The sequence below is a fragment of the Mesorhizobium sp. KACC 23794 genome, from assembly GCF_052180275.1.
Lineage (GTDB): Bacteria > Pseudomonadota > Alphaproteobacteria > Rhizobiales > Rhizobiaceae > Kumtagia.
In genome coordinates this window covers 813,916-839,836 of sequence record NZ_CP197465.1, presented here as the reverse complement: position 1 = coordinate 839,836, position 25,921 = coordinate 813,916, and the positions used below count along the sequence as shown (strand labels likewise).

Below are 25,921 nucleotides of genomic sequence, written 5' to 3'. Positions count from 1 at the left end.
TGCGATCCATGATCATGATCGTATCGCTGCTGATCGAAATAGACCATGCAGACGTGTTTCCAGACCAGGCACGCACGCGCTCGAACGGCATGAACAGCGCATGGCGATCTTCGTCGTAACCGCGCGATCGTTGAAAATCCTGAGATGCGGGCCGTCAGCGGCATGGTGGCCGCTGCGCAAAGCCGATGGAATCAGCTTTTCCGATTCCGCGCTGCCAGCGTCCTCAGCCGCAGGCCGTTCAGACGGATAAAACCCTCGGCATCCTTCTGGTCGTAGGCGCCGCGGTCGTCCTCGAAGGTCACCAGTGCGTCCGAATAGAGGGACTGCGTCGAGCGCCGGCCGGTGACGATGACGTTGCCCTTGTAGAGCTTCATGCGCACGTCGCCCTCGACCTTGTCCTGGCTCTTGTCGATGAGGGCCTGCAGCATTTCGCGCTCCGGCGAAAACCAGAAGCCGTTGTAGATCAGCTCCGCGTAGCGGGGCATGATCTCGTCCTTCAGATGCGCCGCGCCTCGGTCCAGCGTGATCGATTCGATCGCGCGGTGGGCCTGGAGCAGGATCGTACCGCCGGGTGTCTCGTAGACGCCGCGGCTCTTCATGCCGACGAAGCGGTTCTCGACGAGGTCGAGCCGGCCGATGCCATTGTCGCGGCCGAGATCGTTGAGGGCCGAGAGCAGCGTGGCGGGCGACATCGCCGCGCCGTTCAGCGCGACGGGATCGCCATTCTTGAAGGTCAGCACGATCTCCGTCACGCGGTCCGGCGCGTCCATCGGCGACACGCTGCGCTGGTGAACATATTCCGGCGGCTCGATCCACGGGTCCTCCAGAACCTTTCCCTCGGAGGAGGAGTGCAGCAGGTTGGCGTCCACCGAGAACGGCGCCTCGCCCCTTTTGTCCTTGGCCACCTGGATCTGGTGTTTCTCGGCGAAGTCGAGCAGGTCGGTGCGCGACTTGAACGTCCAGTCGCGCCACGGCGCGATCACCTTGATGTCGGGGTTCAGCGCATAGGCGGAAAGCTCGAAACGCACCTGGTCGTTGCCCTTGCCGGTCGCGCCGTGGGCGACGGCGTCGGCGCCGGTCTCGGCGGCGATCTGCACCAGGTGTTTTGAGATCAGCGGCCGGGCGATGGAGGTGCCGAGCAGGTAAAGCCCCTCATACTCGGCGTTTGCCCGGAACATCGGAAAGACGAAATCGGAGACGAACTCCTCGCGCACGTCGACGATGCGGATGTCCTTGATCCCCATCATCTCGGCCTTCTTGCGGGCCGGCTCGAGTTCGCCGCCCTGCCCCAGATCGGCGGTGAAGGTCACCACCTCCGCGCCAAGCTCGGTCTGCAGCCATTTCAGGATGATCGAGGTGTCGAGCCCTCCCGAATAGGCGAGCACGACCTTCTTGACGTCTTTCCACTTCGACATGATGTCCCCGGATTCTCGGAACGGCCGGCGGCCGGTTTTCGGCCGGCACTATTAGCAGGAATGCCTTGCCGGGCAAGGGTCGGCCTGAAACCGGTATTGCTGCGCCGCTGGACACAGCTTCGCGAGGAAGAAGCCCTTCAATAAACTCTTAATGATTCTCCCCGAACAGTTCCTGCGTGCCGATGACCCTTGAAAAACCTGTTCGCCCTGAAAGCCGGAAGCGCCCGCATGGCCTGCTTGCGGGCGTGCTGCTGGCGGTGTCGCTGGGCCTGCCCGCGCCGGCCTTCGCTTCCGACCGCTGGGAGGAAGCCGGAAGCGGCGCCGTCGCCATCCTGCCGGCCCCGGTGAAGGCGACATCCATCACCGGCGGCTCGCTGGTCTGCGCCGAGCAGCGCTGGACGCTGAGGCTGCGCACGGGAATGCGCGCCGCGTCGGCCGGCCCGGTTCCGGCAAAGCTCACGATCGACGGTGAATCCTTTCCGGTGATCGCCGCGCAGCAACCCGGCCTGATCACGGTCCCGATCGACTACCAGATGATCGAACAGATGAAATCCGGCAGCGGGCTGTCGGTCAGCACAGGCGGCGAGAATGGAGCGCCCGCCGCCGATTTCACCTTGCGCGACTCGCGCAAGGTGCTGGAGGCGATCACGCCGCGCTGCAGCCAGGTCGACATGTCGGCCTTCGAGCAGGTCTCGCTGTCGGAGACCGACCCGGCGGTGGAGCGGGCGCGACCGCTGCTGGCCGAGGAGACGAAACTCTTCCGGGAGGCGACCAGCGCCACGCCGAAGCTCGCCGCCACGCATCTCGATCGCGGCGAAGGCCGCGAAATGCTGTTCGCCACGCTGTGCGGCTCGTCCTGGTATTATGGCCGTACCGGCTGCACGCTGGTCGGCTATCTGCGCCCCACGGCGGCCGACGAATGGCGCCAAGCCTATAACAGCGAAGGCATGGGCCTCTACATCGACCCGGCCGCTTCCAATGGCGGATGGCCAGACCTGGTCACGCTCGACCGCGTCGGCGGCATCGAGCCGATCCACTGGAGGTGGAACGGCTCGTCATACGAATTGCGCGACCCGATGGTGGCGGGCGACGAGCCAACAAGCACCGGAACTGTCACGCCCTGATATCAGGACCCCGGTGGCACGCCTGATCGGCGGCGAAATATTCGCGGAGAACCTTTCCCGACCGCCCGGCATAGCCGCCGTAACTCGAACAAAAAAGCCGGCGACGGCATGACCGGAACCAGCTTCGAAATCTGTCTGGAATTCTCGCTGCCCGGCTTCCTATCAAGGAAGCCGGAGTTGGTTCGATCCGACGCGGGCCCGTGGGCGGGGGGCTTGGGGTTACGAGCCGGTGCCGGACCGAACCGTCTCAGGCAACACAGCTAAGTTCGTCGGACAATGGGGCGTCAGCGCGGATAAAACAAGGCAGGAATGTGGCGAACGTTCACCAAACATTTCTTTCTGAAATTATTTGTTACGTGATTTGATTTGCTCCAGAATGCGGTTTTCATGCGAATCGCCGGCCTTGCAATTTGACCGCGAACGGGCCAGTTTTTCATGTCGTGAAACCGTCATGGAAGGCAGTCGCGAATGACCGATCGCAGCGGAGGGGAGGGTGGGGACGAATCCGCAATATTGATTCCGCTCCACGAGGCAAGGCGTGAGCGGCTCGACATCCCGGTTTCCTTCGACCGGCGCGAACTCGACCAGATCCTGCGGCTCTATGGCCGCATGGTCGCCGCCAACGAGTGGCGGGACTATGCGATCGACCATCGGCTCGACCGCGCCGTCTTCTCGGTCTACCGCCGCGCCCACGATCTGCCGCTGTTCCAGATCGTCAAGGATCCGAAGCTCGCGCGCAAGCAGGGCATGTTCGCGGTCGTAGCCGCCACCGGCGCCGTGCTGAAGCGCGGCCACGAGCTTGCGCGCGTGCTCGGCGTCTTCGACAGCAAGCTCAGGCTGGTCGGAGCTTAAACCTCCGTCCTAAACCGTCGCTCCGGCCATGACTCCGCATCCGGCGCCCGGCTCGCCCCGCCATTCATCGCCAACTGCATGAACACCGTATCCAGCCAGCGGCCATGCTTGTAGCCTGATCCTTCGAGCCTGCCCGAATGCCGGAAGCCGAGCTTTTCGTGCAGCTTCACGGAGGGGCTTTCCGGCCGGCCGTCGCCGATCACCGCGATCATCTGGCGGAAGCCGAGCGTTTCGCAACGGCCGATCAGTTCCTTGAGCAGCAGCGTGCCTACGCCCTGCCCCTTGGCGGCGGGCGCGATGTAGATCGAGTCCTCGACGATGAAACGATAGGCCGGGCGCGGCCGGAACGGCCCGGCATAGGCGTAGCCTGCAATGCCATCCGGCGTCTCCGCAACGATGTAGGGAAAGCCGCCACCTTGCAGCGCTGCAAACCGCGCCCCCATCTCGGCCCGGGTCGGCTGCTCCAATTCGTAAGACGCCGTCCCGGTTGCAACGGCGTCGGCGTAGATTTCCGCAACCCGGTCGAGGTCGTCCTCGACGGCATCCCTCAGTACGATACTGCTCATGATATAGGCACGCTCCGAAAGTGCCTACGGATAGAGCGATGACGCCAAAAAGAAAAGGGCGGCCAAGCGGCCGCCCTTTGGTCCAGTCCAAACCTGAGTGCCGGCGCGATTACTCGCGGTTGCCGAGGAACGACAGCAGGAACGAGAACAGGTTGATGAAGTCGAGATAGAGCGTCAGCGCGCCCATGGTCGCCTTGCGGCCGGCCACCAGCGTATCGTCGCCTTCGAAATACATCTCCTTGATCTTCTGCGTGTCGTAGGCGGTGAGGCCGGCGAACACCAGCACGCCGATGCCGGAGATGGCGAACTGCATGGCAGGCGACTGCAGGAAGATGTTGACCACCATGGCGATGACCAGGCCGATCACGCCCATGAACAGGAACGTGCCCATGCCGGTCAGGTCGCGCTTGGTCGTATAACCGAACAGCGACAGCGCGCCGAAGGCGGCCGCGGTGATGAAGAAGGTCTGCGTGATGCTCTGCGCGGTGTAGACCAGGAAGATCGACGACAGCGACAGGCCCATCAGGCCGGCGAAAACCCAGAACGCGATCTGCGCGCTGGACACGCTCATCGACTGGATGCGAGCGCTCAGGAAGAACACCATGCCGAGCGGAGCGAGCATGACGACCCACTTCAACGGGGACGTGAAGAATGTCACGCCGAAGGAGGTTAGCATCTTGCCGTTGCCGAGCGTGGCGGCGGCCAGCGACGGGTCGTTTGTGGTGGCCAGCATCATGATGCCGAGGGCGGCAAAGCCAGTGATAACGAGGCCCAGCGCCATCAGGTTGTAAACCTTTAGCATATAGGCGCGCAGGCCCTCGTCGATGCCGGCGTCCGCGCGCGAACCCGCATTCGCTACGCGCGCCTGGTAGTTGCGAAGGTCAGCCATAGATTTCCTCTGTTGCTTCTGCCCCGTCGGGTGTCGGGCGGTCACGCCCAGGCGCCGCTGGCAGGGCTCCAGCATGCCTGCCCGGAATATGATGCGTCTCGCGGCGAAGGACAAGAGCCATTACGGACCGAAACCCAACGTGAAGCGACGTTTTTCTACGATCTCATACGAAATTGATCAGAGCGGGCAGTCGGCAATGGGCAGTCGGCAGTAGGGGTTTAGAGTCGGCAATTGTTTCTTAACCTACTGCCGACTGCCCATTGCCGACTGCCTAAAGGTTTCTCAACACCGGCGCCGCCTTGTGCCCCAGCACCCGCCATGTGCCGATGAGGCCTATGCCGACCGTCAGCACCAGCGCGATCCCTATCGTTGAGACCGCCACCGCCGGCGAAAAGCTCGACGGCAGCGTCATGATGCGTGCGACCACGAACCAGGCGGCCACGCCGCCCGCCGCCAGCGCAAACACCGCCGTTGCCAGCCCGATCAGCATGTATTCCAGCGAGAAGGCGGCGATCAACGTGCGCCGCGTGGCGCCCAGCGTCTTCAGCACCACCGCGTCATGGATGCGCGCCCGGTTGCCGGCAGCAAGCGCCCCCGCCAGCACCAGCACCGAGGCGATCAGCGCAACGCTGGCCGCCGCGCGGATCGCGGTGCCGAGCTGCGCCACCAGCCGGTTGACGATGTCCAGCGCGTCCTTGACGCGCACCGTCGTTACCGCCGGATAGGCGCGGGTCACCTGGTTGAGGATGCGCGCCTCTTCCTGCGGCGGCGCGTCGCGGGCGGTCAGCGTCGCCAGCCACGCATGCGGCGCGCCGGCAAAAGTGTTGGGCGAGAACACCATGACGAAGTTTATGCCCATGGATTCCCACTTCACCTCGCGCAGACTGGCGATGCGGGCCGTGACATTGCGGCCGAGCACGTTGACGGTCACCGTGTCGCCGATCTTCAGGCCGATCTGCCGTGCCTCCTCGGCGGAGAAGGAGACCAGCGGCTCGCCGGAATAATCTTCCGGCCACCATGCGCCTTCGCTCAGCGTGGCGTTTTCGGGAATTGTCTCCGAATAGGTCAGGCCACGGTCGCCGCGCAGCACCCAGGCGCCTTCCGGCGGCACTTTTACCTGCTGCACGTCGACGCCGTTCAGTTCCATTATCCGGCCGCGCAGCATCGGCACGCGCAGCAGCTTGCCCTCCGGCGACAGGCTGCCGACGAGGTTGCTGAAGGCGTCCACATCTGCCGCTTGGATGTCGACGAAGAAGATGTTCGGCGCGCGCTCCGGCAGGCTGCCGGAGATCTGCCGGCGCAAATCGCCGTCGATCAGCGCCAGCGTCACCAGCAGAGTCAGGCCGAGCCCGAGCGACAGCACCACCGAGGGCGTCAGCGCGCCGGGGCGATGGATGTTGCCCAGCGCCAGCCTGAGCGCGGTGGAGCGCACGCGCGGCGCGCGGCGCGCCAGTGCCTGCACCGCAAGCCCGACCACACGCAGCACGATGAAGGAGCACACCGCCGCGCCGACGAAGATCGCGGCGATGCGCCTGTCCGTCGCGAACCAGATCGACATCGCCGCCAGAAGCGCTGCGATGCCGAGCGTCGTCGCCAGATAGACCCATCGCGGCAACCCGCGACCGCCGATACCGGCCTCGCGGAACAGCGCGGTCGCCGGCACGTCGCGGGCGCGGCCGAGCGGCAAAATTGCGAAGGCAAGCGTCACCAGCACACCGAACACGGCGGCCAGCGCCAGCGCGCCGGGGTAGATGCCGCCCTCGGTCGGCACCGGGATCAGCGACGAAAGTGCGGCACTCGCCGCGAACGGCATCAGCGCCGCAAGCACCAGCCCGACCGCGATGCCCGCCACCGCGATGATCATGATCTGCGCGAGATAGAGCGTGAACACGAAGCCGCCCGATGCGCCGAGGCTCTTGAAGGTGGCGATGACGCCGCGCTTGCCGTCGAGATAGGCGCTGACCGCATTGGCAACGCCCACGCCTCCCACCACCAGCGCCGTCAGCCCGACCAGCGTCAGGAACTGCGAAAACCGCTCGATGTTGGACGACAGCGCCGGCGCGGCGTTGCTGCGGGTACGGATACTCCACCCAGCCTCGGGGAATTTTTGCGCGGCCTCCGTGCGGATCTCGGCCAACCGCGCCTCGCTTGTGCCGTCGGGCAGGCGGATCTTGTAGGCGTGCTCGACCAGACTGCCCGGCTGTACCAGGCCCGACGCGCGCAATCCGTCCATGGAGAGCAGCAGGCGCGGCGCAAAACCAAAACCGTCGGAGATGGCGTCCGGTTCGCCGGTCAGTTTTGCGCGTAGTTCGAAGGTAGCGTTGCCGAGCTTGATTCGGGCTCCCGGCTGCAAGCCGAGCCGTTCGAACAAAAGATCCGGCGCCGCCGCGCCGAACACGCCGTCTTTCTCGCCGAAAAGGTCCTCCCGCGACAGCGCCGGTTCCGTGAGCAACTGGCCAAAGAGCGGATAGACGCCGTCGACCGCCTTGGCCTCCACCAACGCCTGGTCCGATCCGTCCTCCAGCCGCGCCATCGAGCGCATGTTGGCGCTTACCGCCAGCGTGCCGAGGTCCTTGAGGAAAGCCGCTTCGCTTTCGGTCGCCTCGCGCTGGTTGAGTTCGAACCGTATGTCGCCGCCGAGCAACGCCTGGCCCTCCGACGCCACGCCGGCGGTTATCGCCTGCGCCACCGAATTGACCCCGCCGATCGCCGCCACGCCCAGCGCGATACAGGTGAGGAAGATCAGGAATCCAGAGAGCCCGCCACGCATTTCGCGTAATGCAAAGCGCAGAGCGAGTTTGAGGGAGGACATCATGAGCGGCTCCCCGGGCGTGGCTGCGGAAGTGCTCTCTCCACACGTCGGAGATCAGACCAACGGACGATCCGACATGCTGGTGCGAAATTACCCCCACCCCTAGCCCCTCCCCACAAGGGGGAAGGGGACTTTGCAGCGGCCATGCCGCACAAAACCGCCGACGATTGGCGCCTGACGGAGACGCAAGCCGATCCCCCTCCCCCTTGTGGGGAGGGGCTAGGGGTGGGGGTGAGCGGCCCAACCCGGGACGACAGAGGGCTACACCGTATAGCGCGACTCACCATTCGCTTCCTAAGCCGACACGGCAAGCCGAGGCGCACCCGCCTCGATCCGCCCCGAGCGCATGGAAATCTGCCGCGAGCAGCGCGCCGCAAGCGACGGGTCGTGGGTGACCAGCACCAGCGTCGTGCCGCGCTCGGCCGCCTCGGAAAACAGCAGGTCGGCGATCTGCCGGCCGGTCGCCTGGTCGAGGTTGCCGGTCGGTTCGTCGGCGATCAGGATGCGCGGCGAAGGCGCCAGCGCCCGGGCGATCGCCACGCGCTGCTGCTCGCCGCCGGACAATTCGCCGGGATAATGCGTCAGCCGCTCGCTCAGCCCCACCGCCGCGAGTTCACGCGCCGCCCAGCCGAACGGATCGGCATGGCCGGCAAGCTCCAGCGGCACGGCGACATTTTCAAGTGCGGTCATGTTGGGGATCAGGTGGAAGGACTGGAAGACGATGCCGATGGTGCGGCCGCGAAAGGCCGCCACCTCATCCTCGCTCTTGCCGTTGAGCAGTTTGCCGGCAATCCGCACCGTGCCGCTGTCGACCCCCTCCAGCCCGGCCAGCACCATCAGCAGCGTCGACTTGCCGGACCCCGAAGGACCGACGATGCCGGCGGTCTCGCCGGCCATAACATCGAGGCTGATCGACTTCAGCACGTGGACCGACGAGGCGCCTTCGCCCAGCGTCAACGAAACATCGCGAAGTTCGATGACGGCTTCTGCGGTCACGGAATAGCCCTATATGGAGTGGGAAATCGGCGGCATGTTTCCGTCATATGGGCTTTTGCGCATGGCTTTCAAACGTTTCATGCTTTTTGTCGCGGCGGCTGTCATGGCCTCGGCGCTCAGCTTTGTTCAGGCTCAAGCCGAACCGCGCCAAATCGTCGGTTTCGGCGACAGCCTGATGGCCGGCTACATGCTGGATGCCGGCAAAGGGTTCACGGACAGGCTGCAGGCGGCGCTGAAAGCCGGGGGTCACGATGTCGTGATCTCCAACGCCGGCGTGTCCGGCGACACCTCCAGCGGCGGCCTGGCCCGGCTCGACTGGTCGGTGCCGGACGGTACCGACATCGTCATTCTGGAACTTGGCGCCAACGACATGCTGCGCGGCGTGACCCCCGACATCACCCGCAAGAACCTCGACCAGATGATCTCGCGGCTGAAGCAGCGCAACATCACCGTACTGCTCGCCGGCATGCGCGCCGCCCCCAATCTCGGGGGCGACTATCAGGCGGCGTTCGATGCGATCTATCCGGACCTCGCCGCGAAGTACGGGCTGGCGCTCTATCCGTTCTTCCTCGATGGCGTCGCGGGCAACCGCGATCTGCAACTGGAGGACGGCATGCATCCCAATCCCGCCGGCGTGGACAAGATGGTCGAGAAATTCCTGCCGACAATGGAAAAGGTGCTGGCCGCGCCCAAGGGGTCGACCTGACGGAACTGCGGCCGAACGCCGACGCAACGGCGTCCGGACCGGAACGAAATGATCATGGATCGGCTCACCTCGCTCAAGATTGCGCAACGTAAGGCGATTTGCTGTTGCAATGCACACAAACCGCTTGCCGTCGCGACGGATCGATGATTCGCTTGACCTGTAAGTCGATTCGAGGAAGGGAGGCTCTTCATGCCGCGTCTTTTCACCGCCCTCGAAGTTCCGCGTGACGCAGCCCTTTCCCTCTCTTTGCTGAGAGGCGGCCTGCCGGGCGCCCGCTGGATCGACGTCGAGAACTACCACATCACGCTGCGCTTCTTCGGCGACATCGAAGGCCATGTCGCCGACGAGATCGCAAACGCGCTGGACCGGGTACGCCGCCCGGCCTTCCAGCTTCGCCTCGATGGCGTCGGCGCCTTCGGCGGCAAGAAGCCGCATTCGATCTTCGCGGCCGCCGCGCCCTCGCCCGACTTGATTGCGCTACAGGCCGAGATCGATCGTATCTGCCAGCGCCTCGGCCTCCCGGCCGACCCGCGCAAATTCACGCCGCATGTCACCCTGGCGCGGCTGCGCAACTCCAGCCCGATCGACGTCGCGCATTATCTCTCGGCGCGCGGCAATTTCTCCGCCGCGCCCTTCCGGGTCGGCCGCTTCGTGCTGATGTCGTCGCGCGATTCGGTCGGCGGCGGCCCTTACGTGGTGGAGGAAGTCTGGCCGCTGGCCGGCGCCGACACGCGCCCGAACCTGTCCGCCAATTTCGCTGACGCGGACCGCACCCTGCGGTAGGATTGCTCCTCCCCTCATCTCCCGAGCACGAAAGAGGGTGGCCCATCATCCCGGGTTCGGCTCGGACATGGAAGGCGTAATGGCCAGATCAAAACTCGACGAGGCGGCGATCCGTGCCGGGCTTTCGAAACTCGATGGCTGGACCCTTGCAGGGGACGGCGCTTCGATCCGCCGCCGTTTCGTCTTCGCCGATTTCAGCGAAGCCTTCGCCTTCATGACCCGTTCGGCGCTCGCCGCCGAGCAGCTCGACCATCACCCCGACTGGTCGAATGTCTACGAGACCGTCGAGGTCACCTTGAACACCCATGATGCGGGTGGGCTGACCCGGCTCGATTTCGAGTTGGCGGCCAGGATGAACCGCTTCGCCGGCGCGGCAAGTTCGTGAGCTGATTTCGGTGCCTGCGGCAACGCGGCAGGCCGGAAAAACGGTCTTGGCCCGGTAAAAGACGGCGCCGCGCGAACTCAATTCGCCTTTGTTCGATCAGTGTTCGCGATAACCCGTTGGTTGAAAACAATCTTCCGGACTTCACGCGATGGATTTCGGCCTGAAAACGTGTCGGAATGACCAAAAAGCTGTGCTACACGCTCACATCTGCCTCTCACGTGATTTGCGCGCAATTGTCCCCCATCCACGAAAACTCTTGCAGCAGGGCAGACCCCTCCCCACATTTTTGCCTGAAGGGAGAGAATTGGATGGCCAAGTCGACCAAATCTCAGGATAACGCGCCGGAGCTGGACGTGCGGGAAAAATTCTGGCGCACCGCCAGGAAAGCCGCCGCACAGGTTCCGTTCATGGACGAAGTCGTCGCCGGCTACTATTGCGCGATGGACAAGGGCACCCCGCTCCGAGCCAAGGGTATCCTGCTGGCGGCGCTGGCTTATTTCGTCCTGCCAGCCGACACCATTCCCGACGTTTTCTTCGGCATCGGCTTCACCGACGACATCGCGGTGCTGACCGCCGCACTTGCCGCCGTGCGCGCCCATGTCAAACCATCGCACCGGCTCGCCGCCCGCGAGGCGCTTGACGATATTTCCTGATCGATCCGTTTTGGCCCGATGCTTTCGCACCAGCGCTTAGTCGGTGTCGACAGCGCCGTCGGCTTCCAATATCTTCCGAAGCCTGCCAAAAGCCAGCCTGATCCGCGACTTGACGGTGCCGAGGGGCAGGCCGGTTCGCTCGGCGATCTGGCTATGCGTCAGCCCGACGAAGAAGGCGTATTGCAGGAGCTCCAACTGTTCGCCCGACAGCGCTGCCATGGCGATCCGCACCCGCTCGTCGCGCCGCCGCGCATCCATGCCCTCGTCCGCCGGCTCAGGATCCTCCGGCAGCAGGATCGGGTCGGACGGGTCAAGAAGATGTGACCGGTCGCGGCGCAGCAGGTCTATGCGGCGGTTGCGGGCGATGCGGAACAGCCAGGTTCCCAGCGAAGACTTGGCCGGGTCGAACAGATGCGCCTTGTGCCACAGCACGGCCATCACCTCCTGCGCGAGATCCTCGGCCATCGCCGGCTCCATGCCCAGCCGCTGCAGATAGCCGTTGATGCGCGGCGCAAAATGATCGAACAGCCGCGTGAATGCGGCGCGGTCGCCATCGCGGGCCACCAGGGCGGCAAGCCGTGAAAACTCCTCATCGCGCGAATTGGTCATGATCGGATCATGCCGGAAAGCCGTATCTCCGCCGCGTGGAGGTCATCGCCCCATGGCGGCCTCGCCGGCCGCCTTCATCGCGCCCTCCATTGCATGTCGGCCAAAAAAGTCAAACTGCTGCCGCTTTTCTTGTCTTGATGTGGGCCAAGGGGACGCTGCATCGGGCCACGGAAGGCCTCGGCGCAGGTCTAGTGGTGGTACGGATGGCGGTGCCCTTTTTCGCGGATGTTCACCATTTCGTAACCCTGACTAATTCAAAATTAAACGAACGGGCGTGGGTCCAACCAGGCCTGTTTCGGCAATTCCAGCAAATGAAGCGAGACGATGAAAAACATGCGCGGATTGTTAGCGGCGATTGCGGGCCTGGTTCTCGTTGCGGCTGTGGTGCCGGCGCTTGCCCAGCAGGCGACCAAGATCGGCCAGCACAATGCCTGGGGCACCTACAGCTACCAGTCCGGCAACGGCAAGGTGTGCTACGTGCTGACCGTGCCGACCGACAAGCAGCCGACGACGCTCGACCACGGCGACATCTTCTTCTTCGTCAGCCAACGCCCCGGCCAGCAAGTCACCTACGAGCCGCAATTCATCGCGTCCTATAATTTCCAGGAGAATTCCAAGGTCCAGGTCTCGGTCGGCGACAAGAAATTCTCGATGTTCACCAAGGGCAAGTCGGCCTGGGTCGAGAATGCCGCCGAGGAGCCTCTGCTGATCGCCGCGATGAAGGGTGGCTCGGACATGAAGATCGCCGCCAAATCAGGCCGCGGCAACCCGACGGGCTACACGTTTTCGCTGAAGGGCATTTCGGCAGCGCTTTCGTCGATCGCGAGTTGTAAGTAAGAAACACCAATCAGGTTGGTTCTGTCGCAAAAATAGTCCGATGTAGAACGAAATTCTCAAGCGTTTGAACACGATGCTCAGAGAACCGGTATTGGGCTATTGAAATGCCGAATCGGACGTTGATCTAGTCGCCCAAGCGTGTGAATGAGCCTTTGCCAGGAAATAGTTTTCTACGTCTCGGGATCTCCAAAAAAATTTGCGACAGAACCTTTCTGAGAAGCCCCGCGCGAGCGGTTGCGTGCGAATGCGCGGATCCTCACTGACAGTGAGATTTCGGCTCAGCTCGCGACGAGGTCGCGGCGACGCGGATGGCGCGCGAGATCGGCAACCCGCTGGTCGGCGGCATGATCCTGATGTCGGCCTTCGCGACCACTACCGGGCTCGTCACAACCGAGCAATTGCTTGCGGCGATGCGCAGCCTCGTTCCGCCCTGTCGGGCCAGCATCTGGCGGCAAACGAGCAGGCTATCAGCGCCGGAACTCGTGCCGTCGAGCCATTGAGCCACCGGGTACTGCTCGTGCCAACCGGCAAGAGGCAGGCGGCATCGCGCAGCCTCTGACGGTCCATCCCGCACGTCTTGCGATCAACGCCCAGAATCAGTGCCAAAGCCAGCATCCGCCGCCGACCGAGCGGCCTTCCAGAATGGGCACGCCGGTGCTGATCATTGAATCCTGGTATCAGTTTCGTGTGCTGTCTACGATTGGCGTTCAGGCACGCCCGTCCTCATGCTGTGGCGCGAATCTCACGGAAGCAGGACGTTGGGCTCGACGTTTGACGGCGAGCCTCGAAGGACGCACGATCAATCGGCCAATCCCAGGCGCTGCCGACTTTACTGATCCGTGATGATCTTCACCTTGTCGCCGGCCGACACCGACGCCACCGGCGACAGCGCGTTGAGCAGGCGGAACAGGTCGAGCTTGCGGTCGACGCCGACCATCTTCGCCGACAACGTGCCGGCCGTATCGCCGGCCTTCACGGTGATCACCCGCACATGTAGAGGCTTGAGCGCCGCCTTCTCGCTGGCGCTCAGCGCCTTGAAGCTGCCACCGACGGAACGGGCGATGACGTTGATGGTCGTGTTCGCGACGGGCGCCGCGGTGAGCAGGCGGTAGACTTGGCCGCCGACGCGGATGACCGTGATGTCGAACTGCCAGCCTTCGGCGCGCGCGCTGGCTATCGCCGCCTCGTTGCCGTTGATCGTCTCGGTGCGGACGCTGGCGGCGTCCAGGCCGGTCACCCAGCCGGAACGGATGTAGTCGGGCAGCGTGACCTTGCGGTCGAGCGTGACCCCGTCGAAGCGGATCGCCACGTCGCCCGGTCCGGTGGCCGTCACCGCGGCGGCGCTGTTGTCGATGACAAAATTCGTCGGCACCGAGAACGATATGCCGAGCCCCGGATGCAGGAAGGTGCTGCCGCGCACATAGCCCTCTTCCGGCGTGTCGCCGTAGAGCAGGCCGTCTATGCCGGCGAGGAACGAGTCTCGGTCGGTGGCGCCGGTGCCCGGTTGGCCGAACTGGCGCGCATGCATGCGCGCAAGCTCGATGCGTTGCGGCGCGTTGGGATGGCTGGCAAGAAAATCGAGGCTGGGATCGGTCGCGCCGCTAATCGAGCGGAAATTGCTGTAGTCGGCCATGGATTGCAGGAAGCGTGCCGCCGCATAGGGATCGTAGCCGGCCAGCCCGCTGGTCTTGATGCCGATCGCATCGGCCTCGAGCTCCTGGTTGCGCGAGAATTGGGCCAGCCTGAGCTTGCCTCGGATCAGCGCTACCTTGGCGGTCGGGGTCTCGCCGAGCACTTCGCTCACCACCTTGGTGGCCAAAACCTCCTCGGCTTCCTTCTGCTGGCGCGCCAGCCCGTGATTGGCGGTGACGTGGCCCATCTCGTGGGCGATCACCGCGGCAAGCTCCGCCGAATCATTGGCGAGCGCCAGAAGACCGCGCGTCACGTAGAGATAGCCGCCGGGCAGCGCGAAGGCGTTGACGTTGGGCGAATTGAGGATGGTTATGCGATAAGTCTGCGTCGGGTTGTTCGACACCGTAGTCAGGCTGCCGACCACTTTTGCGACCATGCGCTCCAGCTTGGGATCGGAATATTCGCCGCCATAGGTGGCCAGGATGCGCGGATGCTGAGCTCGCGCCAGTTCCGCCAGCCGGTCGTTGCGGGTGACGGTGTCGACCGTGACCGGCTTGTCCGAAGGCTGGAAATTGGATTCCTCGACGCTCGACGGAAAGCTCTCGCAGCCCGCCAGCAACACCACAAAAGCCAGCGCCGCCAGACGCCGGGCATTCGCACGCAGGAAGGCATACGAAACTTCGCGTCTGTTCACGACGTCCGGCAGGGCAGGTTCCTCTCGTTCTATGGCCGCAGGCGAATCTCGCCTTCCAAACGTTGTGCGGGGCTAGCCATTACGCATTCCGAACACAACGACAGAAAGGTAGCAAGGCCCGTCTGCCTCGCAATTATGTCGGCTTGCGGGCGATTCTCAGCAATTCGTCGGCAGGGCCTGCCTGACCGATATAGCGCCGGAACGCCTCCGGTCCAGTTTTACCAAAAAAATCGGCGGATGACCCTGCCGCAACCACCTCGCCGTCCTCGACGAAAATCATATGGCTGGCCACGCGCCGCGCGTCCTCCGGATGGTGCGTCACCAGCACGACGGTAAGGCCGCGTTCGGCTTGCAACGCGGTGATCAGGTCCATCATGTCATCGCGCAGCGACGGGCCGAGCGCCGCAAACGGTTCGTCCATCAGCAGCACCGGGCGGTTGCGCACCAGCACGCGAGCGATCGCCACTCGCTGCCGCTCGCCGCCGGAAAGTTCGCGCGGCAGCCGTTTTTCCTTGCCGGCAAGGCCTGTACGCTGAAGTGCCTCGGCTATCGCCTGGTGATCCGCCCACGACAGTTTCAGCGATGGCGAACGGCCAAGGCCGACATTCTTCTCCACGCTGAGATGGGCGAAAAGATTGTTCTCCTGGAACACCATGGAGACCGGGCGCCGGTCCGGCGGCAGCGCGGTGACATCCACACCGTCGATCAGCACGCGTCCGGCCTCCGGCGTGCGAAAACCAGCGATCAGGTCGAGCAGGGTTGATTTTCCCGAACCGCTCGGCCCCATCACAGCGGTGATCGACGCCGGCTGGATATCGGCGTCGAACCGCATCTCCATGTCGGGATAGCGGAAGCGCACGCCTTCAACTCGAATGCCGGCCTTAGTGACGGTCATCGGGCGGGCTCCCTGCCGAACCGGTCGGCGATCATCATTAGCGCCAGGCAGAGCAGCCCGAGCAGCAACGCGACGCCCGCGGCATCCGCCGTGCGGTAGCTGCCCATGCGCGCCAGAAGCAGGTAGGGCAGCGTCTGCACCGAATCGCTGCCGAACAAAGCGACCACGCCGAGATCGCCTAGCGAGAGCGCCATGGCGAAGGCGCCGGCCGTGGCGAGCGCGCGCTTCAGCACCGGCCAGTCGATGAGTTTCAGCCGCGTCCAGCCGAAGAGGCCGAGCGCCGCGCAGAGCCGGTCGTGCCGTTCCGCTGCGGCGTCGTGAGCCGGGCGGATGGCGCGGATGGCAAATGGCATCGCCATGACGGCATTGACCGTCACCACCATCACCGGCGCGATGGCAAACACGTCGGCGTGGCGGCGCACCAGCAGGAACCAGCCGGCGCCGATGACGATCGGCGGCACGACGAGCACGAAGCCCGCGCCCGTGTCCATCATCCGTTCCAGCAGCGAGCCGGAACGGCGGGAAGCGGCCAGCGCGCGCCGCGCCGCGACCAGCGACCACGCCAGCGCCACCGACAGGGCGGAGGCCGCCAGCGCCAGCACGACGCTCGTCGCCGTCGCCCTTTGCACGCTTGCCTCGCCCGCCAGCCGCAGAAGATCGGCCTGCAGACCGGAAACCAGCGTCGCCGCCAGCGGCCCGGCGACGAAGAGCAGCGCCGCGCCGAGCAAGAGCGCGTTGACCGCCGTCTCACCCTTGCCGGCGGCAGGCGGGCGAGGCGACGCGACGCTGAGACTGGCCTCGCCGGTGACGTTGGCGCCGAGGCGCGCCAGCACCAGCACCGCCGCGACCGTCAAAGCGATCTGCAACACCGTCAGCGTCACCGCCCGCGCCGGATCGAAATCGAAGCGCAGCGCCTGGTAGATCGCAACCTCCAGCGTCGTAGCGTGGGGACCGCCGCCCAGCGTCAACACCAGCGTGAAGGACGTGATACAGAGCATGAACACCAACCCGGCGACGCCCGGAAGGGCGGCGCGCAGCACGGGCCATTCGATGAAGCGGAAGGATGGAACAGCGCCCATGCCGAGCTGGCTCGCCAGCCGCCATTGGTCGGCACTCACCGTGTTCAGCGCCTCAAGAAACAGTCTTGTGGCCAGCGGCAGGTTGAAGAAGACATGCGCGACGAGGATACCGGAAAGGCCGTAGATACCGGGCCAGTCGCCGCCGGTAAACCAGCCGAGCGGGCCGGCCAGATATCCGGCGCGGCCGAACAGCTCGAGCAGGCCGAGCGCCGCGACGATCGCCGGCAATGCCAGCGGCAGCTCGAACAGCCGCAGGATCAAGGCGCGGCCGGGAAAGGCCGGATGGCGCGACAGGGCGCGGGCAAGCAGGATGGCGGGGATGATCGACAGCAGCGTCGACAAGGCCGCCTGCCAGAGCGTGAACAGCGTTATGCGCAGGAGATAGCCGTCAAAGGCGGCGATAGCGCTCGACCAGTCGCCGAAACCTTCGAGCGCTAGCCCGAGAAACGCCCCGCCGATCAGGATGCAGATTGCGGCAAGGGCGGTAGCGCCGGCCAGTATGCGGCGATCAGACAAGGCGCGCCTCCGGGCGGCCTTGGCCGACCTTGGAAGTCAATGTTCCTTCGCGCCCCCCTCTGTCCTGTCGGACATCTCCCCCACGAGGGGGGAGACTGGCAGCTTCAACTGTGCCGCTCTTTTTGCGACGTTGGTGTTTGGCGAAAGCCAAGCGGCCGGCCAATCTCCCCCCTCGTGGGGGAGATGTCCGACAGGACAGAGGGGGGCGCGAAGGGGCGGACACTTGGACGACTAGCGGCTTCGGCTTACTCGCTCATCGCCGACAGCCACTCATCCACCCAGGCCTTGCGGTTCTTCTCGACCTCTTCGGAACTGTAGATCAGCGTCTTTTCCGGCTTCACCAGCGCGTCGAAGGCGGCGTTCAGCGGCTTGTCGGTCTTCCCCGCCGGGAACATCCAGTTGGTCTCGGGAATGACGTCCTGGAATTTCGGGCCGGTCATGAAAGCAAGAAACTGTTTTGCCAGCGGGTTGGCGGCGCCGACCGTTGTCATGCCCGCCACTTCGACCTGCAGGTAGTGGCCCTCGGAGAACGGCGCTGCCTTGTATTTTTCGGTCCCCTCCGCGACGATGTGGTAGGCCGGCGAGGTTGTGTAGGACAGCACCATCGGCGCCTCGCCCTTGGTGAACAGGCCGTAGGCCTCGCTCCAGCCCGGCGTGACAGTCAGCACACGCTTCCTGAGTTTTGCCCAAGCGGCAGGCGCCTCGTCGCCATATACGGAGCGGACCCACAGAAGCAGGCCGAGCCCGGGCGTTGCGGTGCGCGGGTCCTGAATGACGATTTTTTGGGCTGGGTCGCCATCAACGAGTTCGTGCAAACTCTTCGGCGGGTTGGGCAGTTTTTCGGAATCATAGATGACGGCGAAATAACCGTAGTCGAACGGCACAAAAGTGTCGTCGCTCCAGCCGCCGGGCACATTGACGGCGGACGTGTCGACGCCCGATGGCGCGAACAGGCCGGTCGCCTTGGCGTCGGCGGTCAGGTTGGTGTCGAGGCCGAGCACGATTTCGGCTTTGGTGCCGGCGCCCTCCAGCTTCACGCGGTTGAGCAGGGCGACACCATCTGCCACGCCGACGAATTTGAGGTCGCAGCCGCACTCGGCTTCAAATGCCTTCTCCACCTGCGGACCGGGGCCCCATTCGGCGGTGAAGCTTTCATACGTATAGACGGTGAGGGTCTTTTGCTCAGCGGCCGCCGGCGAAAGGCCGAACGCTAGCAGGGCGGGGAGCAGTATCGTAACAGTCTTGCGCATCGGCGCCTCCATCGTTTGAATTGAAGGGAATGGGCGCCGGACTGTCCGATCGCTTCTAATCCCTCCGCCGGTACGAGCCGGATCAGGTTCAGCGGGTTGGCGTTTCGCCTCTCAGCCGGTCGGTGGTTTCCCACAGCCGGCACCCCGTTAGAGCGGGGCGGACCATAGGCCCGGCGGCGCATGCGCGCAAGCGGCTTTGTCGGCTTCCGTTTTCCGCCGCCGCCGTGATAGAGCCCTGCCGCATGAGCCTTTTCACCATCCTGCTTGGCGGCGATCTTGTCCCCACGCCCGCCGTCGCGCGCCAGGTCGCGGGGTCGCGGGTCATCGCGGCCGACGCCGGGATGAAGCATGCGGCGGCGCTCGAGCTTCTGCCGGAACTGTGGGTCGGCGATTTCGATTCCGAGCCCGACAACCTGCCGGCGCATCTGCGAAGCGTCGATCGGCAGGGATTTCCGCGCGAGAAGAACAAGACGGATGGGGAACTGGCGGCCGATATCGCCATCGCACGCGGCGCCACCTCGCTGCTTATGGTCGGCGCGTTTGGGGGCACACGCAGCGACCACGAATTCCTGCACCTGACGCTCGCGATCCGCCTGTCGGAGCGCGGAATTCCGGTGACGCTGACCAGCGGCAACCAGGAGGGCTTTCCGCTCGGCGGCAGGTCGGAATTTTCCTATCCGAACAATACCTTGTTCAGCGTCATCGCCTTCTCGGAACTTTCCGGCCTGACGGTGACCGGCGCGAAATGGCCGCTGCACGATGTCGAGGTGCCGTTCGGCTCGTCATGGACCATCTCCAACGAGACGGACGGCCTTCTGCAAGTCACCGTCCGCGCAGGCCGCGCCATGCTGATCGTTCATCCGCAACCGGCCGGGCAGGAATAGAAAGACCGACATGGCTCCCCCTCTGCTTGCCCTCGACGGCATCCGCCTGACTTTCGGCGGCACGCCGCTTCTCGACGGCGCCGCCCTTTCGGCCTCCGCCGGCGACCGGATCGCGCTGATCGGCCGCAACGGATCGGGAAAATCGACACTGCTGAAGATCGCCGCCGGGCTGATCGAGCCGCAGGACGGCGAGGTGTTCCGCCAGCCTTCGGCGACGATCCGCTACCTCCCGCAGATCCCCGACATGGAAGGTTTTGCCAGCGTGCGCGCCTATGTCGAAGCCGGGCTCGGACCTGCCGACGATCCGTATCGCGCGACCTATCTGATGGAGAATCTCGGCTTGACCGGCGAGGAGCAGCCCGAAACGCTCTCCGGCGGCGAGGCGAGGCGCGCCGCCCTCGCCCGCGTGCTGGCGCCGCAGCCTGACATCGTGCTGCTCGACGAGCCGACCAACCATCTCGACCTCGAAACCATCGAGTGGCTTGAGGACGAGATCAACCGGTCGAGTTCGGCGATCATCGTCATCTCCCACGACCGCCGTTTCCTCGAACGCGTCAGCCGCGCCACCGTCTGGCTGGATCGCGGCCAGACGCGCCGACTGGACAGGGGTTTTGCGCATTTCGAGGCGTGGCGCGATACGGTGCTGGAGGAAGAGGAACGCGACCAGCACAAACTGGCGCGGCAGATCGTGCGCGAGGAGCACTGGCTGCGTTATGGCGTCACCGCCCGGCGCAAGCGCAACATGCGCCGCCTCGGCGATTTGCAGGACATGCGCCAGAAACTGCGCGGCCATCGCGGTCCGGAGGGTTTGGTCAACCTCGCCGCCAGCGACGCTTCCGAATCCGGAAAGCTCGTCATAGAGGCAAAAAGCATCGGCAAGCGTTATGGCGATCTCACCGTCGTCGACAATTTTTCGACCCGCATCGCGCGCGGCGCACGGATCGGTCTGGTCGGGCCGAACGGGGCGGGAAAAACGACGCTGCTGAAGATGCTGACCGGCGACCTTGCGCCGGACACCGGCTCGATCCGGCTGGGGGCAAATCTGGAGATCGCCACGCTCGACCAGAAGCGCGCGGTCGATCCGGACGAGACGCTCTCGCATTTCCTCACCGACGGGCGCGGCGACAACCTCGTCGTCAACGGCGAGGAAAAGCACGTCGTCTCCTACATGAAGGATTTTTTGTTCAAGCCGGAGCAGGCGCGGACGCCGATCCGCGAGCTTTCCGGCGGCGAGCGGGCACGGCTGATCCTGGCGCGCGTGCTGGCCCGCGCCTCCAACCTGCTGGTGCTGGACGAGCCGACCAACGACCTCGACATGGAAACGCTCGACCTGTTGCAGGAACTGGTGGCGGGCTATGCCGGTACCGTGCTGCTGGTCAGCCACGACCGCGACTTCCTCGACCGCACGGTCACCAGCATCATCGCGCCGGACGGCGGCGGGCGCTGGATCGAATATGCCGGCGGTTACTCGGACATGCTGGCGCAGCGCGGCGGCACGAAGCTGGCGGACCGGCGCAACGAGGCGAAGGCCGATACCGGCGTAGCCGCAAAAGCCGACCCGGCCCAGCCCGCCGCACCAAAAGCGCCTGCGCAAAAACTCTCCTTCAAGCAGAAATTCGCGCTGGAAAACCTGCCGAAGAAGATGGAAGCGGTCGCCGCCTCCATCTCCGCACTGGAGGACCGCATCGCCGACCCCGCCTTCTACACGCGCGATCCCGGCTCGTTCCAGAAAACCATCGCCGCGCTCGACAAGGAGCGCGCGACTCTCAAGGCGCTGGAGGACGAGTGGCTGGAACTCGAAATGCTGCGCGAGGAGATGGAAGGGTAATCCGGTCCGGCTTCGAAGCCGGCTTCCTCAGCCGAACGGCGCGACAGCCGCATAGGCGAGCGCTGCGATCAGCGCGGTGGCCGGGATGGTAACCACCCAGGCGACGACGATGTTGCCGGCCAGGCCCCAGCGGACCGCCGAAGCCCGGCGGGCCGCTCCGACGCCGATGATGGCGCCGGTGATGGTATGCGTCGTCGACACAGGGATGCCGAGCCACGTCGCGGCGAAAAGCGTGATCGCTCCTCCCGTCTCGGCGCAGAAGCCTTGCATCGGGTTGAGGCGGGTGATCTTCGATCCCATTGTGTGCACGATGCGCCAGCCGCCGAACAGCGTGCCGAGCGCCAGCGCCGTCTGGCAGGAGATGACCACCCAGAATGGCACGTAGAACTCGCTGCCGAGATAGCCCTGCGAATAGAGCAGCACCGCGATGATGCCCATCGTCTTCTGGGCGTCGTTGCCGCCATGGCCGAGCGAATAGAGCGACGCCGACACGAACTGCAGCACCCGGAACGTGCTGTCGACGGCGAAAGGCGTGGCGCGCACGAACAGCCAGGAAACCAGCAGGATGAGCAGGAGCGCCAGCACGAAGCCGGTCGCGGGCGAGAGCACGATCGCCGCCGAGGTCTTGAGCAGCCCGCCCCAGACGATCGCGCCGCCGCCCGCCTTGGCGACACCCGCGCCGACCAGGCCGCCGATCAGAGCGTGCGAACTGCTTGACGGAATGCCGAAATACCAGGTCACCAGGTTCCAGACGATGGCGCCGGCCAGCGCGGCGAACACGACGCGCGGATCGACGATCGAGGCGTCGATGATGCCGGTGCCGAGCGTCTGAGCGACATGCAGGCCGAAGAACAGGAAGGCGATGAAATTAAAGAAGGCCGCCCAGAACACCGCATACTGAGGCCTCAGCACGCGGGTCGAGACGATGGTGGCGATAGAGTTGGCGGCGTCGTGCAGGCCGTTCAGGAAATCGAAGAACAGCGCGACGGCGACCAGGCCGACCAGCAGGGGAAAGGCAAGCGTGGCGTCCATCAGTGCTTTTGCCGCTACACGTTTTCGACGACGATGCCGCTGATCTCGTTGGCCACGTCCTCGAGGCGGTCGACGACCTTCTCGAGGTGGCCGTAGATCTCGCTGCCGATGAGGAAGGCCATGCCGTTGGACTGGCCGTGGCGCCGGAACAGGTCCTTGAGGCCCTCCTCATGCAGTTCGTCGGCGCGTCCCTCGACGATGGTTACTTCCCGCGCCAGGGCCTGGAGGCGGGCGGCATTGGCGCTGACCTTCTTGAGCAGCGGGATCGCCTCGGCGGTGAGCCTCGCCGCCTGCACGATGATCGCGCCCATCTCGCGCATGCGCGGCTCGAAGGAACGCTGCTCGAACAGACTGACCGTCTTGACGGTCTTGTGCATCATGTCCACGGCATCATCGAGCGACTGGATCAGGTCCTTGATGTCGCCCCGGTCGAAGGGTGTGATGAAGCTGCGGTGCACGGCTTCCATGACCTGTCGCGTCACCTCGTCCGCCTGGTCCTCAAGCACGACGATCCTGCGGCCGTGTTTTTCGACATCCGCACCGCCTTCAAGGAGCTTTTCCAGCGCGCCGGCCGCCTCGACGACGAGGGCTACATGTTTCTCGAACAGGTCGAAGAACCGGTCCTCGCGAGGAAGCAGCGCACGGAACCATCCAAGCATCGGCCACACCTCCATCCCCACAATTAGCCGGCAACGTGCCGCAGCGGCATTGGTTTCGCCCGGCGGACGGCAACATAACGTGGTTCTCCGGCAGAGTCCTTTGCCGGCGCAAAAATGGCCGAACCATCCCCAACTCAAATTGTCGACTGTCTGTTTTAGACACCGCTCAAGTCTCCACGCGGGCTGTCAGGGAGATGACCGCCAACCGGCCTGCGACCTGCCTGGTTGCGTGAGTGGTGTTCATGCGCATATGCTATGCGCGTTTTCTGGATAGGGAATGCGTCATGCGCGCCGGGGCCCGTTCAGTCGTTCGAAAACCCACGAACCTTACCCTCGACGCCCGTCTCGTCGCCGAGGCGAAGAATCTCGACATCAACATCTCGCGCGTCGCCGAGGAGAGCATCGCCAGGGCGATTGGCGAAGAGAAGGCGCGGCTATGGAAGATCGAGAACCGCGACGTCATTCAGAGTCTCAATGATTACGCGGAGAAGCAGGGCCTGTCCCTGGACGAGCAGCGGCAAGCCTGATGGCGAAATATGACGTCTTTCCCAACCCTTCCGGCGACGGGTTCCTGCTCGAGCTTCAGGCCGATCTGCTGAGTGATCTCAATACACGGGTGGTGGCGCCGCTACTGCCAGCCACTGCGTCGGTGAAGGTCATACGCCGGCTCAATCCGGCCTTTGTGATCGACGGCAAGCCACACGTGATGTTCATGCATCTCATCGCGACCGTCGCTGTGTCGCGCCTGCCGGAGCCGCGAACCAACTTCCTCCGCCATCAGGACGAAATCGTCGCGGCGCTCGACATGCTGTTTCAGGGATTTTGAAGGCGTACAGGAGGCCGCTGTGCCCGTGGCCTTGGTCTGAAATCAGCCGCTGCCCGCCGCCTGCCAGGCCTTCAGCGCCTCGTCGAACACCTTGGCGCCGGGAATACCCTTCTCCATGGTGAACAAGGCGCGCCGGCCTGACTTGTATTGCACCGGCACGTCGATCCACGACTGGCTGCGCAGCAAGCGTGTGTTCGCCTCGATCTCCGGCTTGCTGTCGTTCAGCGCGATCAGGAAGAAGCCGTCGGCGATCTTGGCCGGAATGCCGAGCAGCGGGCTGCCGGCTTCCTGCTCCGAGCCCTTGAGCGACAGGCGCAGCACATTCTCGATGCCGCCGCCTTCGAAACCTTGCGGGGTCAGGAAGATCATCTCGACGATGTGGCTCGCCGGCAGCGTCTGGTCGGCGTTACGGCGGATGGTCATGCGAAGCTGCACATCCTTGCCGGGGATCGTCGCCTCGGCGCGGATCGCCGGTTCGGGCGGCAGGTCGCCGCCAGGTGATTCCTGGACGAGCGACCAAACGATCGAGCCCGGTTCCGCCGACGCCTCGGAGACGTTGGTGCGCTCTTCATAGAAGATCGCCCGCTGGCCCACCGCGAGCGACTGCTCCGGCTGCGCGGCCTGGGCCGGTGCGGCCGGCTGTGCGGCTGGAGCCGCGGGCGGCGTTGCCGGGGTTTCCGCGGCGGCAGGAGGCGTTTCGACGGGCACGGCTGGGGTGGCAGCGGCGTCAGGCGCGGCAGGAGCCTCGGAGGCTGCAGGGGTCTCGCCGGTTGCAGGCGGGACTTCGACTGTGGTCGCGGGCGTTTCGGCCGGCGCTTCCGGCTGCTGTGCGACGGCAGGCGGCTCCGTGGCCGACGGCGCCTGGCCGGACAGCGGCTCCGCCGCCGGCATGGAAGGCTGGGTCACTGCGGCGATCGAGGTGCCTTCGCCGATCTCGGCGGGACCGCCGGCCCGGCCGGCATCGGTCTCGGTTCCGTCGGGGCTGAGGCGCTGGGTGAATTTCTGCGGGCCGGCATCGGCCGGTTCGGGCGCCGCGGCCTCCGGCGCAGGCTCGGCCGGCGTTTCCGGTTCGGGCGTGGCAGCAGGCTGCGCGGCGGCGACATCCGGCGCAGGCGTCTCCGCTGCCGGCTCCGGCGGCGCGTCGGTCGGCGTATTCGAGGACAGGTTCAGGCCGGTTATGCCGACACGCGCCAGCAGTTGCTCGACCTGGTCGCGCTGCAGCCATGCCAGGTATCCGCCGCCCGCAAGGATCGCCAGAACGACCACGGCGACGACGAGCCCATACCCAGTGCGGCGCCGCGGCTCTTCCTCGGCGGCGATGGTCTCGCCGTCGCTCCTGTCGGGCAGAAAGGAAGGGCCGTCATCGTCCTCCGCGAGATTGTCCCGTGCGAATTCGGCGGCGGGCCTGCTGCCGTTCGCCGGCACGGCGCTGGTCGCCGGTGCAGGCGATAGTGGGACCGGCTCCACCCTGGCCGGGGCGGGCGCCGGCTTTGCCGTCGGGATCGGAACCTTTACGGGAGGCGCAGGCGCCGCCGGCGCCTTGGCAACGGGAGCAGCCGGCACTGGGGCCTTCGCGGCGGCAGGAGCCGATGGCGCTATCTCGGTATGGACAGGCGGGGTCTTCTCGGCGACAGGCGCCTTGGCGGCGGCCTCGCGCAAGGCAACGTGCGGCGCCGGATTCTTCAGCGACGCGAAGACGCTTTCGAGTTCGCTCAGCGGGTCGGCCGGCTTGCCGCGGGCATATTCCTTCTCAACCTGGACAATCGCTTCCTCGAGCGCCTGCTTCTGCTTCTCGATGACCCCTTCCGGCAGCGGCGGATTCATGGCCGCCAGCTTTCCGGAAATGGTTATGCGCGCCTTCTCGTACACTTTCTCCCGCATCACCGGGGTTGTGTCGGAGAGACCATCCAGGGTCTTCTTAAGAACCGCTACGAAATCTGCCATTCTACCGTCGGCCTGTGGTCTGGATTGCCCGCGGCGCGCCAGTCGACGGCGGCAG

25 protein-coding genes and 1 riboswitch are annotated in these 25,921 nt (G+C 65.0%); of the genes, 12 read left to right on the top strand and 13 right to left on the bottom strand.

Annotated elements, in window-relative coordinates:
* Window positions 1-191 precede the first annotated feature (191 nt).
* Window positions 192-1,415 (bottom strand): argininosuccinate synthase, encoded by a 1,224-nt coding sequence (locus tag ACSBOB_RS04305; RefSeq protein WP_442581231.1) that lies wholly within the window; start codon window positions 1,413-1,415, stop codon window positions 192-194.
* 176 nt (window positions 1,416-1,591) lie between these two features.
* Here ACSBOB_RS04305 and ACSBOB_RS04300 point away from each other — a divergent pair, with 176 nt between their 5' ends.
* Window positions 1,592-2,539, top strand: a complete 948-nt coding sequence (locus ACSBOB_RS04300; protein WP_442581230.1) for a hypothetical protein — start codon at window positions 1,592-1,594, stop codon at window positions 2,537-2,539.
* 468 nt (window positions 2,540-3,007) lie between these two features.
* Window positions 3,008-3,391 (top strand): DUF2794 domain-containing protein, encoded by a 384-nt coding sequence (locus tag ACSBOB_RS04295; RefSeq protein WP_442581229.1) that lies wholly within the window; start codon window positions 3,008-3,010, stop codon window positions 3,389-3,391.
* Here ACSBOB_RS04295 and ACSBOB_RS04290 read toward each other — a convergent pair.
* The 4 genes from ACSBOB_RS04290 to ACSBOB_RS04275 all read right to left on the bottom strand — a co-directional run bounded on the left by ACSBOB_RS04290 (window position 3,388) and on the right by ACSBOB_RS04275 (window position 8,654).
* Window positions 3,388-3,957 carry a GNAT family N-acetyltransferase gene (locus ACSBOB_RS04290; RefSeq protein ID WP_442581228.1) on the bottom strand — a complete coding sequence of 190 codons (570 nt, stop codon included), beginning with the start codon at window positions 3,955-3,957 and terminating at the stop codon, window positions 3,388-3,390. The two genes, ACSBOB_RS04295 and ACSBOB_RS04290, sit on opposite strands and share 4 nt — an antisense overlap.
* Window positions 3,958-4,066: 109 nt before the next feature.
* Entirely contained in the window at window positions 4,067-4,846 is a 780-nt protein-coding gene (locus ACSBOB_RS04285) for a Bax inhibitor-1/YccA family protein (protein WP_442581227.1), read from the bottom strand.
* A 271-nt stretch (window positions 4,847-5,117) separates the two neighbouring features.
* The gene (locus ACSBOB_RS04280; RefSeq protein WP_442581226.1) at window positions 5,118-7,661 is read right to left on the bottom strand and encodes an ABC transporter permease; all 2,544 of its coding nucleotides are present in this window, start codon (window positions 7,659-7,661) and stop codon (window positions 5,118-5,120) included.
* 291 nt (window positions 7,662-7,952) lie between these two features.
* Window positions 7,953-8,654 (bottom strand): ABC transporter ATP-binding protein, encoded by a 702-nt coding sequence (locus ACSBOB_RS04275; RefSeq protein ID WP_442581225.1) that lies wholly within the window; start codon window positions 8,652-8,654, stop codon window positions 7,953-7,955.
* Between the two features lie 61 nt (window positions 8,655-8,715).
* Between ACSBOB_RS04275 and ACSBOB_RS04270 the strand changes: the two genes are divergently transcribed.
* The 4 genes from ACSBOB_RS04270 to ACSBOB_RS04255 all read left to right on the top strand — a co-directional run bounded on the left by ACSBOB_RS04270 (window position 8,716) and on the right by ACSBOB_RS04255 (window position 11,181).
* Window positions 8,716-9,360, top strand: coding sequence for an arylesterase (locus ACSBOB_RS04270; protein ID WP_442581224.1), 645 nt, complete (start codon window positions 8,716-8,718; stop codon window positions 9,358-9,360).
* A 189-nt stretch (window positions 9,361-9,549) separates the two neighbouring features.
* Window positions 9,550-10,143, top strand: coding sequence for an RNA 2',3'-cyclic phosphodiesterase (gene thpR, locus ACSBOB_RS04265; RefSeq protein WP_442581223.1), 594 nt, complete (start codon window positions 9,550-9,552; stop codon window positions 10,141-10,143).
* 79 nt (window positions 10,144-10,222) lie between these two features.
* Entirely contained in the window at window positions 10,223-10,528 is a 306-nt protein-coding gene (locus ACSBOB_RS04260) for a 4a-hydroxytetrahydrobiopterin dehydratase (protein ID WP_442581222.1), read from the top strand.
* Between the two features lie 308 nt (window positions 10,529-10,836).
* Complete coding sequence (locus ACSBOB_RS04255; protein ID WP_442581221.1) at window positions 10,837-11,181, top strand: YkvA family protein; 345 nt, start codon at window positions 10,837-10,839, stop codon at window positions 11,179-11,181.
* A 36-nt stretch (window positions 11,182-11,217) separates the two neighbouring features.
* Here the strand turns inward: ACSBOB_RS04255 and ACSBOB_RS04250 are convergent, their stop codons facing one another.
* The gene (locus tag ACSBOB_RS04250; RefSeq protein WP_442581220.1) at window positions 11,218-11,790 is read right to left on the bottom strand and encodes a sigma-70 family RNA polymerase sigma factor; all 573 of its coding nucleotides are present in this window, start codon (window positions 11,788-11,790) and stop codon (window positions 11,218-11,220) included.
* A gap of 333 nt (window positions 11,791-12,123) precedes the next feature.
* Between ACSBOB_RS04250 and ACSBOB_RS04245 the strand changes: the two genes are divergently transcribed.
* Both ACSBOB_RS04245 and ACSBOB_RS04240 read left to right on the top strand, forming a co-directional pair.
* Window positions 12,124-12,627, top strand: a complete 504-nt coding sequence (locus ACSBOB_RS04245; protein WP_442583631.1) for an invasion associated locus B family protein — start codon at window positions 12,124-12,126, stop codon at window positions 12,625-12,627.
* A gap of 308 nt (window positions 12,628-12,935) precedes the next feature.
* Window positions 12,936-13,127 (top strand): hypothetical protein, encoded by a 192-nt coding sequence (locus ACSBOB_RS04240; RefSeq protein WP_442581219.1) that lies wholly within the window; start codon window positions 12,936-12,938, stop codon window positions 13,125-13,127.
* 329 nt (window positions 13,128-13,456) lie between these two features.
* Here ACSBOB_RS04240 and ACSBOB_RS04235 read toward each other — a convergent pair whose 3' ends face one another.
* The 4 genes from ACSBOB_RS04235 to thiB form a co-directional block, all read right to left on the bottom strand.
* On the bottom strand, window positions 13,457-14,953 hold the full coding sequence (locus ACSBOB_RS04235; protein WP_442581218.1) for a M48 family metalloprotease: 1,497 nt from the start codon (window positions 14,951-14,953) through the stop codon (window positions 13,457-13,459).
* Window positions 14,954-15,086: 133 nt separating this feature from the next.
* Window positions 15,087-15,848, bottom strand: a complete 762-nt coding sequence (gene thiQ, locus ACSBOB_RS04230) for a thiamine ABC transporter ATP-binding protein (protein WP_442581217.1) — start codon at window positions 15,846-15,848, stop codon at window positions 15,087-15,089.
* The gene (thiP, locus tag ACSBOB_RS04225) at window positions 15,845-17,443 is read right to left on the bottom strand and encodes a thiamine/thiamine pyrophosphate ABC transporter permease (protein ID WP_442581216.1); all 1,599 of its coding nucleotides are present in this window, start codon (window positions 17,441-17,443) and stop codon (window positions 15,845-15,847) included. Before thiP ends, thiQ begins: the two co-directional genes overlap by 4 nt.
* Window positions 17,444-17,688: 245 nt before the next feature.
* Window positions 17,689-18,693 carry a thiamine ABC transporter substrate binding subunit gene (gene thiB / locus ACSBOB_RS04220; RefSeq protein ID WP_442581215.1) on the bottom strand — a complete coding sequence of 335 codons (1,005 nt, stop codon included), beginning with the start codon at window positions 18,691-18,693 and terminating at the stop codon, window positions 17,689-17,691.
* 42 nt (window positions 18,694-18,735) lie between these two features.
* Window positions 18,736-18,850: riboswitch (TPP riboswitch) on the bottom strand.
* 85 nt (window positions 18,851-18,935) lie between these two features.
* On the opposite strand from thiB, the gene ACSBOB_RS04215 reads away from it, so the two are divergent.
* Entirely contained in the window at window positions 18,936-19,577 is a 642-nt protein-coding gene (locus tag ACSBOB_RS04215) for a thiamine diphosphokinase (RefSeq protein WP_442581214.1), read from the top strand.
* A 10-nt stretch (window positions 19,578-19,587) separates the two neighbouring features.
* Window positions 19,588-21,405 (top strand): ABC-F family ATP-binding cassette domain-containing protein, encoded by a 1,818-nt coding sequence (locus ACSBOB_RS04210; RefSeq protein ID WP_442581213.1) that lies wholly within the window; start codon window positions 19,588-19,590, stop codon window positions 21,403-21,405.
* 27 nt (window positions 21,406-21,432) lie between these two features.
* Here ACSBOB_RS04210 and ACSBOB_RS04205 read toward each other — a convergent pair whose 3' ends face one another.
* Both ACSBOB_RS04205 and ACSBOB_RS04200 read right to left on the bottom strand, forming a co-directional pair.
* Entirely contained in the window at window positions 21,433-22,437 is a 1,005-nt protein-coding gene (locus tag ACSBOB_RS04205) for an anion permease (protein ID WP_442581212.1), read from the bottom strand.
* Window positions 22,438-22,451: 14 nt separating this feature from the next.
* Window positions 22,452-23,096: a DUF47 domain-containing protein gene (locus tag ACSBOB_RS04200; RefSeq protein WP_442581211.1), complete on the bottom strand. Its 645-nt coding sequence runs from the start codon at window positions 23,094-23,096 to the stop codon at window positions 22,452-22,454.
* Window positions 23,097-23,380: 284 nt separating this feature from the next.
* On the opposite strand from ACSBOB_RS04200, the gene ACSBOB_RS04195 reads away from it, so the two are divergent.
* Both ACSBOB_RS04195 and ACSBOB_RS04190 read left to right on the top strand, forming a co-directional pair.
* The gene (locus ACSBOB_RS04195; RefSeq protein ID WP_442581210.1) at window positions 23,381-23,623 is read left to right on the top strand and encodes a type II toxin-antitoxin system CcdA family antitoxin; all 243 of its coding nucleotides are present in this window, start codon (window positions 23,381-23,383) and stop codon (window positions 23,621-23,623) included.
* Complete coding sequence (locus ACSBOB_RS04190; RefSeq protein ID WP_442581209.1) at window positions 23,623-23,922, top strand: CcdB family protein; 300 nt, start codon at window positions 23,623-23,625, stop codon at window positions 23,920-23,922. The genes ACSBOB_RS04195 and ACSBOB_RS04190 overlap by 1 nt, the downstream gene beginning before the upstream one ends.
* Before the next feature lie 42 nt (window positions 23,923-23,964).
* On the opposite strand, the gene ACSBOB_RS04185 is transcribed toward ACSBOB_RS04190, so the two are convergent.
* Window positions 23,965-25,866: a hypothetical protein gene (locus tag ACSBOB_RS04185; protein WP_442581208.1), complete on the bottom strand. Its 1,902-nt coding sequence runs from the start codon at window positions 25,864-25,866 to the stop codon at window positions 23,965-23,967.
* Between the last annotated feature and the right edge of the window lie 55 nt (window positions 25,867-25,921).